This window comes from Eubacterium multiforme, from assembly GCF_030813415.1.
GTDB classification, from domain to species: Bacteria; Bacillota; Clostridia; order Clostridiales; family Clostridiaceae; genus Clostridium; species Clostridium multiforme.
Genome location: NZ_JAUSUF010000005.1, coordinates 73648 through 86313, shown reverse-complemented (window position 1 = coordinate 86313; position 12666 = coordinate 73648). Strand labels below are relative to the sequence as shown.

Genomic DNA, 12666 nt, shown 5'->3' with positions numbered 1-12666 from the left:
TATTTTGGGCTATTTGTGTTATTTATAAAAAATATCTTATTTTTGTTCTAAGATTATTTTTTTAGCAGTTAATATTGATGATGCACTCATTGAGAACTCATCTAATCCATATTCAACTAGTGTTGGTATAGCAGCTTCATCTCCTGCCATTTCTCCACACATTCCTACCCACTTACCATGTTTGTGAGCTCCATCTATTGTCATCTTTATTAATCTAAGTACAGCTGGGTGCATTGGATTATAAAGGTATGATACTTTTTCACTCATTCTATCTGCTGCTAATGTATATTTAATTAAGTCATTTGTTCCTATTGAGAAGAAATCAACTTCCTTAGCTAATTCGTCAGCCATTACTGCTGCAGCTGGGATTTCTACCATGATACCCCATTGGATTGAATCTGAGAATTCTATTCCTTCAGCTTTAAGTTCAGCTTTGCATTCTTCAACTACTTCTTTAGCAGATCTGAATTCTTGAATTCCTGAAATCATTGGGAACATTACTGCAAGATTTCCATATATAGAAGCTCTTAATAATGCTCTTAATTGAACTTTAAATATTTCTTTTCTATCTAAGCAAAGTCTAATTGCTCTGTATCCTAAGAATGGATTCATTTCTTGTGGTAATGGTAAGTATGGTAATGTCTTATCTCCACCGATATCAAGTGTTCTTATAACAACTTGTTTTCCATTCATATTTTCTAAAACGTATCTATATGCTTCATATTGTTCTTCTTCTGTTGGAGCACTTTCTCTATCCATATATAAGAACTCAGTTCTAAATAATCCGATTCCGTCTCCACCATTAGCTAAAACACCTTCAACATCTTGTGCTTTACCAATATTTCCGCAAACTTCTATTCTCTTACCTGATTTAGTTACAGTTTTAACTTCGATAAGTTTCTTAAGTTCTTCTTGTTCCTTTAAGAATTTATCTCTTTTAGCTTCATATTCTTTAACTGTAGCTTCATCTGGATTAATTATTGCAATTCCTTCAATACCATCTACGATTATTGAATCTCCAGTTTTAACTGAAGTTGTTATATCTTTTAATCCAACTATTGCAGGAATTTCTAATGTTCTAGCCATAATAGCTGAGTGAGAAGTTCTTCCTCCAATGTTAGTTAAGAAAGCTACAACTTTACTTCTATCTAATTGAGCTGTATCTGATGGAGTTAAATCATGAGCAACAACTATAGTATTTCCTTCTGTTATTGCAAAAGCATCTCCGCCTCTTCCAGCTAAGTTTGAAATTATTCTCTTTGAAACGTCTTTAATGTCTGCTGCTCTTTCTCTCATATAAGCATCTTCCATTGATTCAAATATAGTAACGAAAGTATTTGTTACATTTTCAACAGCCTTCATTGCATTTATACTATTATTTTCTATTTCCATAGCCATAGTTCCTGTGAATTCTGGATCATCTAATAAGGTGATGTGTGCTTCAAACACAGCAGCCTTTTCTTCTCCCATTTCAACAGCAGCCTTAGCTTTGATTTTTTCTAATTGTTCTCTTGAAGCATCTAATGCCTTTTGTAATTTTTCTTTTTCTGCAGCTACATCTGTAATTTTTTCATCAGTTATAACTATTTCTTCATGCTCTTGTAAGAATACTTTACCTATAGCGTATCCCTTTGAAGCAGCAATACCTTTTTTCATAATAAAATCCTCCTTAATTATGTTACTTTCAATAAATTAAGTAAAATAAAAAAATTGTTATTAAATAACAAATTTATGATAACTTTTACATATTAAGTACAACCCTCATTAATTATAGCATAATTTATTTAGTTTTTAACCACTTTATATAGTTTTTTTATTAATTAATAAGTTAATTTTTTAATATTTTCTAATTATTTTTTACAATTTTTATAAATTTCTTCTTTTTATAATTATTTTTGTTATTTTTTGAATTATTTTACACAAACCTAAATTATTCCTAATTATCCATTGTTTTTTATATATTTTATTTAAAATTTTATTTGTGTAATTAATAATTTTAAAATTTTATTGTTATATATTTTATAAAAAGCAAAATTATAAACTAATAGACTTATTACAAGAAAATTGTAATACTTATTAAATGTTTATTATTTTGCTTTTTTATTTTTAGATTAAACTAATGCCATAAATATTAATTTTCTTTATTATTATAGGTAACATAACTAAATATATTCCTATTATTGTTAGAATTATTAATGAAATAATACAATCTATAATTTTGTTATTTATAATTTAACAATATTAAAGGTCATCTATAAGAGTTGCTGCCTTTGCATAAGCTGTTGATTTAGCTTCAAAAAAGTCTGTCTTTACAGAATTTGCATCAGCTTGCCTATCTACCCACTCTGCTGGATTTTCATCATGACCTTCATATATCTTTTCTAGTCCAATAGCCTTTAACCTAAGATTTCCTAAATACTTTATATAATCTTCAATAAGCTTTTTATTAATTCCTTGAATATTATCTCCAATTACATAATGTCCCCATGCAATTTCATGAGAAACTCCTGTTTTAACCATTTCAGATAATTCTTCTTTTAATTCCTCTGTAAATAATTCAGGTTCTTCCTTTTGAAGCTCCTTTATTATATTTCTAAATAACCAAAGATGAGTATTTTCATCTCTATTTATATATCTTATTTCCTGTGCTGAACCTGGCATCTTACCATTTCTCTCTAAGTTATAGAAAAACATAAATCCAGAATAAAAATAAATTCCTTCTAATATATAATTAGCCATTATTGTTTTTATTAGGTTATGCTTACTTGGCTCATTTAAAAATGTATTATATTGATCTCCTATAAACTTATTTCTTTCAAGAAGAATTTTATCATCCTTCCATTGATATAAAATTTCATTTCTCTTTTCTGGAGAACATATTGTATCTAACATATAGCTATAACTTTGAGAATGAACAGCCTCTTGGAAGGCTTGAATAGTTAAGCAAAGATTAACTTCACTTGCTGTTATATAATTGTTTATATTAGAAAGGTTAGCTGTTTGAATTGAGTCTAAAAATATTAAGAATGAAAGTATTTTATCATAAGCTATTCTTTCCTCTTCTTCTAACTTTTTATAATCCTTTAAATCCTGTGCTAAATTAATTTCTTCAGGTATCCAGAAATTATTCATTCCTTGTCTGTACCAGTCTGATACCCAAGTATACTTCATATTATTGAAGTCATTAAGATTTGTAGTATTTCCATTTATCATCCTCTTTTTTGAAGTTTCCGTATCTCCAAATTCATTAAAAAGAGGTTTCTTGTTTATATCTAGCATTTGTATATTACCTCCTAATATTAAGCAGAACAGCTTTCACAATCACTAACTGCTAATGATTTACTTCTAACATAATAAATTGACTTAACTCCTGATTTACAAGCTTCTATATAAAGATTCATAATCTGTCTCATTGTGTAATTATTTGTTATATAAAGGTTAAAGGATTGACCTTGATCTATATGTCTTTGTCTTACTCCATTCATATTTATACACCACTTTTGATCTATATTATAAGCTGAGTTATAATACCAGTAAGTTTCTTCTGAAAGTCCAGGAGCTGTCTTTGGAACTATGCTTCCCTTCTTCTCTTCAAGCCAAAATCTTGATATAACAGGGTCTACCCCTTCTGATGTTCCAGCTAAAGTTGCAGTTGATCCATTTGGAGCTATTGCCATAAGATATCCATTTCTCATACCATAATTTTTTACATCATCCTTTAAGTCATTCCATCTTTTAGAATTATATCCTCTAATTTTAAAGTAATCTCCATTTTCCCAATCTGAACCTTCAAATACTTTATAACTTCCCTTTTCCTTTGCAATTTTCATACTTGCTTTTATTGCATAGTAATTTATGTTTTCATAAACTTTATCTACAAATTCCTTATGTTCATCTGCTGTAAAATGTATTCTATTATTTACAAGCATGTGGTGATAACCTGATGTTCCAAGTCCCACCCCTCTATATTTTTTATTTGTTACCTCTGCATATGGAACTGAATAATAATTTAAATCTATAACATTGTCCATAGCTCTTATTTGAGTTTCCACAACATATTCAATTTCTTCCTCATTTACTACATCAACATTTCCAAGAACTATTGAAGAAAGGTTACATACAACAAAATCTCCTGCCTTAATCTTTTCAACAACAACTGATTCCCCATCTTCATCAGTTATTTCTGCTTTTTTTATATCCATAGCACTCATATTTTGCATTATTTCTGTACAAAGATTTGATGAATATATAATTCCCTTATGCTTATTTGGATTCATTTTATTTGCAGCATCTCTATAAAAAGCAAATGGTGTTCCAGTTTCTGCTGCACTTTTTATAATAAGTCTTACTATATCTTTAACCTTCATAATACGCTTATCAATTCTTTCATCATTTACGCAGTCTAAATATCTTTTTTCCCACTCATCTCCATAAAAATCTTCTAATGAATAACCCTTTATCTCTTTTATTTCATGAGGACACATCATATACCAGTTAGCATCTATATCTTCCTCTGCAAGTTTCCAGAAAAGATTTGGATAACAAAGTCCTGGAAAAACATCATGAGCTTTCTTTCTATCATCACCATTATTTGTTCTAACTTGAAGAAATTCTGGCATATCTTTATGCCAAGCATCAAGCCATATTGCAACAGAACCATTTCTTACGCCTAATTGGTCAACAGCAATGGCAGTATCATTAAATAATTTAACCCAAGGTATAACTCCGCCAGATGCTCCTTTAAATCCTCTTATAGGTGAACCAAGAGCTCTTATTTTACCAATATATATTCCCATTCCGCCACCAAACTTTGATACTTCTGAAAAATTATCAAGGGATTTATATATTCCCTTTAAACTATCATTTACAGTATCTATAAAACAGGAACTTAATTGATAAAAAGGCTTTCTTGCATTTGCCATTGTAGGAGTTGCCATTGTAGCTTTTAGAGAACTTAAAACATCATAAAATCTCTTAGCCCAGTAAATTCTTTTTTCTTTCTTTTCAGGAATTGCTAAGTGCATTGCTATTCCCATAAACATTTGTTGAGGTAATTCTAAAACTTTTCTATTGAAATCTTCCACAAGATATCTTCCACTTAATAGCTTTATGCCACTATAAGTAAATAGAAAATCTCTTTCTGGTTTAATTTCTCTTTCTAATTCTTCTATTTCCTCTTTTGTATAATTATCTAATATATATTTTCCATATAAATTTTGCTCTGTTAAGGTCTTTATAAAACTATATAAATTATCATATGGATTTTCTTCGTCCTTTAATCCTCTATTTAATTTAACTTCATCATAAAGCTTATAAACATGTAATCTTGATGCCACACTTTGCCAGTCAGGTTCCATATCTGTAGTAAGTTCTAATGATACCTGAATTATTGAATCTCTTATTTCTATGTAATCCATTCCTGGTCTTATAATTAAATCTAACTTTTCTTTTAATCTATCTATATTGTATATTTCCGCTCTATCTTTAATTGACTCTAAACCCAAATTACAAAGCATTTCCATTTTATCCACTTAAGTTACCTCCAACAATATATAGTATATCTATATTGTATTTTTACCAAACCAATACAATATATTGACTTAATATATTATAGTTTTTCTACTGTAATGTGTAAAATTTTATAAAGGTTAATATACTATTATATTAACCCTTTTCTTTTACAAAGCTTTAAATATCTCTTCTTTTTAATAACTTTTATCCTTTGACAATTTAAACTAAAAGATATTTATTGTTTACTCATTAATTGTAAAATTAAAAGGACTGAGTTTATGATTAAACATACTACTCAATCCTATAAATTTTCATAATTAAAATAAATACTTACATAAAACATAATCTAATATTTAAATTAATATAAAATCTCTTTTAAATTTATTTTAGATTACTTTCCCACTCAGGTTCTTTAAATCCTACTAAAACTTTAGAGTCGCTTATAATTAAAGGTCTTTTAACCATCATTCCATCTGATGCTAAAATATCTAAAAGTTCATCCTCTGATAAAACTTTAATTTTATCCTTCATACCCTTTTCTCTATAAAGTACGCCACTTGTATTAAAGAATTTCTTTATTTCTAGTCCACTTCTATCTAGCCATAACTTTAATTCTTCCTTTGTTGGATTTTCAAGTTTTATATCTCTGTCTATAAAATCTATATTATTTTCTTCTAACCATTTCTTAGCTCTTTTGCAAGTTGTGCATTTTGGGTATTCTACAAATAAATAACTCATGCCTCTCCCTCCAATAATTATTAATTAATATTTATTATTGATTATACCATGATTAATTTAAAGTTTCATCTATTTTTAGTATTTCTTCTCCATCAAAAGGAAGGAAAACATATATTTTAAATAAATCTCCCTCTCTTTTTATTCTAGTTGTTCCTCCATGAAGATCTACTATACTCTTAGTTATTGCAAGTCCAAGCCCTGAACCTTCCACTGCAGATGTTCTTGATTTATCTCCCCTTGCAAATCTTTCAAACATTTCAGTTTCATCAAAATCCATTTCATAGTTTGCAACATTTTTAAAGGAAACTAAAACTCCATTTTCTTCTTTTATAATAGTTGCATATACCCTTGTATCTTCAAGTGAATACTTAAGTGCATTTATTACTATATTTTCAATAACCCTAGATATCATTATTCCATCTAAGTCCATTATTATTTCATCTTCACTACATTCAACTTTAAATTCTATTCCCTTTTCTTCATAAAGAGAAGAATATTCTCCAATAGCTTGATATATAAGTGAAACTATATCAATTTTTTCTTTATTTAATTGAAGTTTTCCTGAATTTATTTTTGAAACTTCAAATAAATCTTCTATAAGAGTTTTTAACTTATTTGATTTTTGCTCTAATATTTTTAAATAATCCTTTTTTTCTTCTTCAGAAATTCTATTATCTTGAAGTATATTTACATAGTTTATTATTGATGTTAATGGTGTTTTTAAGTCATGGGATACATTTGAAATTAATTCTGTTTTTAATCTTTCATTTTGAAGGGCTTCTTCAACAGCTATATTATATCCATCTTTCATCTTATTAATATTTTCAATAAGACCTCTAATTTCAACTCCACCAATTTCTTTTATTGTATGTTCAAAGTTACCATCATTTATTATTTTTAAATCATCTTTAACCATTCCAATTTCAATATTTCTTTTAATTGAATACATAACTCCTATCATTGGAAGTAATACTAAAAGGAAGCTTCCCTTAAATGGATAAAGTTTAAAGAAATTAACTATAATATTATTATCTGTTCCACCTAGGGCTAAAATATATAAATAAACTACATAAAATATAATACTTGTTATTATTGCTATTATCATAGCCTTTCTTGGGCCTCTATATTTAAACACATGCTTAAATATATATATCATATCCTTTATTATATTTCCTCTTATTATAACTTTTCCCTTTTTACTTAAAAATACATAAATAATTTTACATATTAAGAATATATCAACAACAATCATAAATACAAAAAAGCAAAATTCTTTTATATAATCACTTACTTCACCTGCATATTTACTTTCAGGTGCATAATAAATTTCTTCAAAATTCTTTAATACCTTTGAAGAATAATTAGAATCTCCAGCCTCAACTACTTTATTGTATATATTTACGTTATTACAACTATATGTTATTATTCCCTCGCCTTTATACTTTTCATCAATTACCTTATATAAATTTTCACCTTGGATTTTTTTAATTCCTTGGAAAAATGGATCATTAGTAAATATATCGTCATTAAATTTATTTCTTATAATAAAGTAAACATCTTTAGGTAATTTTTCTTTTCCATCTTTAACTGCCTGTTTTGAATAGAAACTATTTTCATATATATTTTTTCTTAAATCATCTTTTCCATTTTCAGTTGAATATAAAAGCTTATTTAATCCATTTGTTCTATTATATAAATCCTCACTTAAAACCTTACTATCATTTTTTAAGGAGTTTTTATAAAAAGCATCTTTGTCAAATACAGCATCCATTACTCCAGTTCCTTCATGAGCTTCTGGACTATTTACATATCTAACTGAAATATCAACACATAAAATTGTTATTAAAATTACTATTATTATTTCTGCAAGCCATATATTATTAAAATACTTTTTCATTTTATTTTTCAATCTTGTATCCAATTCCCCATACCACCTTTATATATTCAGGCTCTTTAGTATTAATCTCAATTTTTTCTCTTATTCTTCTTATATGAACTGTAACTGTGTTCTCACTTTTATAAAATGGTTCTTCCCAAACCTTCTCATATATCTCCTTAATTGAAAATACTCTTCCAAGATTTGAAGCTAAAAGTACAAGTATCTTATATTCTGTTGCTGTTACTTTTATCTCTTCTCCTCTAACTGTAACCTTCTTTGCTACAGTATCAATTTCAAGATCCTTCACCTTTATAAAGTCTTTATTTTCCATAGATAATGGTTTTTCATATCTTCTAAGTTGAGACTTTACTCTTGCTACAAGTTCTAAATGATTAAAGGGTTTTGTTATATAATCATCTGCTCCTACATTTAATCCTAAAATTTTATCTGAATCTTCCCCTTTTGCTGAAAGCATTATTATAGGAATATTATTGTTTTCTCTAATTTTTAGACATGTCTTTATTCCATCTAACTTTGGCATCATTATATCAAGAACTATGAGATGAATATTTTTTTCTTCTAATATTTCTAGAGCCTCAAATCCATTTGCTGCATTAAATACCTTTAAGTTTTCTCCTCTTAAATATATATTTATTGCATCTCTTATTTCTTTTTCATCATCTACCACTAAAATATTAAACATAATTATAGACACTCCTTTCCTTATCTTTATCTTATCGTAAATCCACTATAAATAACATCTATCTTTGTTACGAAATTCTTAAAACTTAAACTTTACTTAAATATAATTTTTATGATTTACAGGGAAATTATGTTATTATATCATACTATTATACTACTTAATTATATCCAATAATAAAAGGGGGTAAGCTTAATGCTTAAAATAACTAATCTAACGAAAAAATTTAAAAAGGTACCTGCTTTAAAAAACATTAGCTTTAATTTAAATAGGGGAGAAGTTTGTGTACTAGCAGGTCCTAATGGTGCTGGAAAATCAACTACAATTAAATCAATAGCTGGTCTTTTAAGATATGATGGTGAAATCCTTATAGATAATAACCTTAATAAAAGTATAGATGGCAAGAAATCCTTTTCTTATGTTCCTGAACTTCCTGGATTATATCCATTACTTACAGTAAAGGAGCATATCCACTTCATAGCTAAAGCCTATGGAATTGAAGATTACGAAGAATATGCTAACTATTTATTTAATATTTTTGACCTTGATGATAAATTAGATAAACTTGGCTCCGAACTTTCAAAGGGTATGCAGCAAAAGGTTAGTTTGTGTGTATCCTTAATTACAAAGCCAAAACTTCTTTTATTAGATGAACCAATGATAGGTTTAGACCCTAAAGCTATTAAGGAGTTAAAGAATCTTATATTAAAACTAAAAAATGAAGGAACTACTATACTAATAAGTACTCACCTTCTTTCATCAGTAGAAGAGCTATGGGATAGAGTTTTACTTATGAAAACTGGTGAAATAGTTTTGGATAAAACCAAACTAGAACTTGAAGAAGAACTTATGAAAAGTGGTGAAAATTTAGAAGATATTTTCTTTAAATATACTGATTCTAAAAATAATACTAACTTAGAGGAAGGTGTTATTTAATGAGCTCATTTTTATACTTATTAAAAAGAAATACAATAAATTATTTTAAAAGTTTTAAATCAAAGCCAACTAAAGCTATTCCTTACATATTTTTTATTATTATTTTAGGATTATCATTTTTTCCATTATTTTTAGGAGAAAGATCTAAATCTAATTTTTCTCCTGATTTATTTATAGGTATAGTAACAATTATATCTTTAATATTATTTTTGTTATCTATATACTCAGGTATAAGTAAAAAAGGATTTTCTTATTCGATGGCTGATGTAAATTTACTTTTCACTTCACCTATAAGTAATATTAAAATTTTAGTTTATGGATTTTTGAAAGAAATAGCTTCTGGCTTTGTACTTTCATTTTTTATTTTATTTCAAATTCCAATATTAATTAATAAATTTGGATTAACTATTGAAGGTTTTCTTATTTTAATTTTACTAATTATATTGATTACCTTTAGTTCAAGTGCTTTATCCTTAATGGTTTATGGAATGTTTTTTCATTTTCCTAAAAGGAAAAAATTATTTAAAAATATATTTTTATCAATAATTCTTATGGTTATTTTGTATTTTGGCTTAGAAATATATAAAAGTCATGATTACTTTAATTCATTTATACATTTATCAACCTCTTCTATTTGGGATTATGTACCCTTAATTGGTTTTAGTAAAAGTATGGCTTCCTTAATGTTTAGTGGTTTTTCTTTTAATATTATTTATCCTATTTTAGGATTTATTATTTTTACAGTTATATTTATATACATATTATGTAAGTTGAATTTAGATTTTTATGAAGATGTAATTTCTTCTGCTGAAGCAAGAGAAACTGCAACTCAATATAAAAACAGTGTTTATGATGCAAAACAACTTGATTATAGTAAATTAAAATATAAGCCATGGACAAGAAAAAATGTTACTGATAATTATTCTTCTAAATTTTCTAAAGCTATTTTTAGAAGACAACTTCTTGAATATAAGAAAACTGGATTTTATTTTCTAAATATAACTACAGTAATATTTATTTCTCTTGCTGTTTTATGGGGAATATTTTTAAAATCAGATTTATTTATTTTCTTTTGTTTATCTGTATATCTTCTTGTCCTATTTTCATCAGGCTCAAAATGGACACTGGAATTTAACAATCCTTCAATCTTTTTAATACCAGATAGCAGTAAAAGAAAAATGTTCTACTCAACATTATCTGCAATTATAAAAGCCTCAATAGATGGAATACTTATGTTTTTAGTACTAGGCTTTATAATTCATCCAGATATTATAGAGATTATCTTTTGTATTATAACTTATATTACATTTGTATTTTTAAGTACTTATGGCGGAGTATTTAGTTATAAGCTATTTGATAGAGTTTCTAATAATACTATTAAAGCTTTGATTAAATTCCTTAGCTTATTTATATACATACTACCATCAATATTAATTGGAACTTTTATAGGAATTAATTTTAAATATTTAGGAAATTACCCTCTTTATATTGGAATTTCTTTATATAATATTTTAATGTCCTTTATATTAATGCACTTTTCTAAAAGTATATTTGATACTATAGAACTTTAAATAAAAGCACAATGAAAAATAAATTTCATTGTGCTTTTATTTGCTCTTTATTTGTGTTTCTGTATTTATATTACTTTTATTAGTATTTCCTTTATTAAGGACTAATTTATTCACTAAAATTCCTAAACATACAATTATAAGTATTGCTAGTATTATTTTTTTAATTTTTAAATTTCCAGGTAATTTAAAGTTAAACATATATAAATATCCTCCATTTATTAACTTATATTATAATTATCCTTTATTAATATTTATATGTCTATAAAATATAGTTAAATTATGTAGCTATTTATATCTTTTTAGAGTTATTAATAAGGTTACTGATTTCATTTAATTTATCAATGTAATTAACCCATATTTTGCTTGAATTATCTATTATTTAGACATTAACTTTATTCCAATTTTTATATATAATAGACAAAGATATTATATAAATATATATTTAGGAGATTATCATGATTAAACTACTAAAAAGTAAAACTTTTGTACTGGATGTTATTATTATTTTTGCTGGTTGTATTATTGCTTCCCTTGGAGTTAATTTATTTTTAACTCATGCTAAATTATTAAGTGGTGGAGCAACTGGTGTAGCACTTATTTTTCAATATTTATTTGATGTGCCAGCCGGAATTGTAGTTTTTGTTCTTAATATACCTTTATTTATATTAAGCTACAAAAAACTTAGTAAATGCTTTACTCTTTATTCTGCTATTGGTATGACATCATTATCATTAGCACTTATTATAACTAAACCATTATCTACAGCAATTAGAATAAATGATACTTTACTTTACTGTATATATGGTGGTGTTTTATGCGGTATTGGCTATGGACTTGTTTTTTTAAGAAATGGATCTACTGGCGGAACTGATATAATAACTATGTTAATTAGAAAAAAGTACTCAAGTTTTGAAATTGGAAAACTTGGTTTTATATTAAATTGTATTATTGTTATTGTTGGTGCAGTTGTTTTTGGACTTCCAAGAGCACTTTATACAATGCTTTCTATTTTTACTCAAGGAATTGTTTTAGATAGAGTTCTTCAAGGGTTTAATAGCAGAAAGCTTTTACTTATAATAACAAATAAGAGTCAAGAAATAATAGACTTTGTAATTAAAGACATGCATAGAGGAGTAACTTCTATTCCAATAGAAGGTGAATATACTCACAAGAAAGATAAAATGCTTTACTGTATAGTTTCAACTCGTGAAATGTTATCTTTAAAAAATAAAATTTATGGTGTTGATCCTATGGCATTTATTACTATAGTTGATACATCAGAAGTTAAAGGAAAAGGCTTTAAAAATGTATAAAAATAAAAGGTATAAATC

The 12666-nt window shown here is 26.4% G+C and carries 10 protein-coding genes; 3 read left to right on the top strand and 7 right to left on the bottom strand.

What is annotated here, in order from left to right; translation table 11 throughout:
• Positions 1 to 36 precede the first annotated feature (36 nt).
• The 6 genes from ptsP to J2S18_RS08830 all read right to left on the bottom strand — a co-directional run bounded on the left by ptsP (position 37) and on the right by J2S18_RS08830 (position 8831).
• On the bottom strand, positions 37 to 1656 hold the full coding sequence (gene ptsP / locus J2S18_RS08855) for a phosphoenolpyruvate--protein phosphotransferase (RefSeq protein ID WP_307485892.1): 1620 nt from the start codon (positions 1654 to 1656) through the stop codon (positions 37 to 39).
• Between the two features lie 585 nt (positions 1657 to 2241).
• Positions 2242 to 3279: a ribonucleotide-diphosphate reductase subunit beta gene (locus J2S18_RS08850; protein ID WP_307485890.1), complete on the bottom strand. Its 1038-nt coding sequence runs from the start codon at positions 3277 to 3279 to the stop codon at positions 2242 to 2244.
• 20 nt (positions 3280 to 3299) lie between these two features.
• Positions 3300 to 5522 carry a ribonucleoside-diphosphate reductase subunit alpha gene (locus tag J2S18_RS08845; protein WP_307486165.1) on the bottom strand — a complete coding sequence of 741 codons (2223 nt, stop codon included), beginning with the start codon at positions 5520 to 5522 and terminating at the stop codon, positions 3300 to 3302.
• 370 nt (positions 5523 to 5892) lie between these two features.
• The gene (locus J2S18_RS08840; RefSeq protein ID WP_307485888.1) at positions 5893 to 6249 is read right to left on the bottom strand and encodes an arsenate reductase family protein; all 357 of its coding nucleotides are present in this window, start codon (positions 6247 to 6249) and stop codon (positions 5893 to 5895) included.
• 52 nt (positions 6250 to 6301) lie between these two features.
• Positions 6302 to 8170: a sensor histidine kinase gene (locus J2S18_RS08835; RefSeq protein WP_307485887.1), complete on the bottom strand. Its 1869-nt coding sequence runs from the start codon at positions 8168 to 8170 to the stop codon at positions 6302 to 6304.
• Positions 8148 to 8831, bottom strand: a complete 684-nt coding sequence (locus J2S18_RS08830) for a response regulator transcription factor (RefSeq protein ID WP_307485884.1) — start codon at positions 8829 to 8831, stop codon at positions 8148 to 8150. Before J2S18_RS08830 ends, J2S18_RS08835 begins: the two co-directional genes overlap by 23 nt.
• 192 nt (positions 8832 to 9023) lie before the next feature.
• Here J2S18_RS08830 and J2S18_RS08825 point away from each other — a divergent pair, with 192 nt between their 5' ends.
• Positions 9024 to 9764, top strand: a complete 741-nt coding sequence (locus J2S18_RS08825) for an ABC transporter ATP-binding protein (protein ID WP_307485881.1) — start codon at positions 9024 to 9026, stop codon at positions 9762 to 9764.
• Positions 9764 to 11335, top strand: a complete 1572-nt coding sequence (locus J2S18_RS08820; RefSeq protein ID WP_307485878.1) for a putative ABC exporter domain-containing protein — start codon at positions 9764 to 9766, stop codon at positions 11333 to 11335. Before J2S18_RS08825 ends, J2S18_RS08820 begins: the two co-directional genes overlap by 1 nt.
• A gap of 36 nt (positions 11336 to 11371) precedes the next feature.
• Here the strand turns inward: J2S18_RS08820 and J2S18_RS08815 are convergent, their stop codons facing one another.
• Complete coding sequence (locus J2S18_RS08815; protein ID WP_307485876.1) at positions 11372 to 11533, bottom strand: hypothetical protein; 162 nt, start codon at positions 11531 to 11533, stop codon at positions 11372 to 11374.
• A gap of 257 nt (positions 11534 to 11790) precedes the next feature.
• Here J2S18_RS08815 and J2S18_RS08810 point away from each other — a divergent pair, with 257 nt between their 5' ends.
• A complete protein-coding gene (locus J2S18_RS08810; RefSeq protein WP_307485873.1) occupies positions 11791 to 12648 on the top strand; it encodes a YitT family protein in 858 nt (285 codons plus the stop codon).
• The last annotated feature ends 18 nt before the right edge of the window (positions 12649 to 12666 follow it).

Excerpts from the sequence above, each read along its gene's own strand:
- ptsP (WP_307485892.1), bottom strand. The coding sequence starts at position 1,656 with ATGAAAAAAGGTATTGCTGCTTCAAAGGGATACGCTATAGGTAAAGTA.
- J2S18_RS08850 (WP_307485890.1), bottom strand. The coding sequence starts at position 3,279 with ATGCTAGATATAAACAAGAAACCTCTTTTTAATGAATTTGGAGATACG.
- J2S18_RS08845 (WP_307486165.1), bottom strand. The coding sequence starts at position 5,522 with ATGGAAATGCTTTGTAATTTGGGTTTAGAGTCAATTAAAGATAGAGCG.
- J2S18_RS08840 (WP_307485888.1), bottom strand. The coding sequence starts at position 6,249 with ATGAGTTATTTATTTGTAGAATACCCAAAATGCACAACTTGCAAAAGA.
- J2S18_RS08830 (WP_307485884.1), bottom strand. The coding sequence starts at position 8,831 with ATGTTTAATATTTTAGTGGTAGATGATGAAAAAGAAATAAGAGATGCA.
- J2S18_RS08825 (WP_307485881.1), top strand. The coding sequence starts at position 9,024 with ATGCTTAAAATAACTAATCTAACGAAAAAATTTAAAAAGGTACCTGCT.
- J2S18_RS08820 (WP_307485878.1), top strand. The coding sequence starts at position 9,764 with ATGAGCTCATTTTTATACTTATTAAAAAGAAATACAATAAATTATTTT.
- J2S18_RS08815 (WP_307485876.1), bottom strand. The coding sequence starts at position 11,533 with ATGTTTAACTTTAAATTACCTGGAAATTTAAAAATTAAAAAAATAATA.
- J2S18_RS08810 (WP_307485873.1), top strand. The coding sequence starts at position 11,791 with ATGATTAAACTACTAAAAAGTAAAACTTTTGTACTGGATGTTATTATT.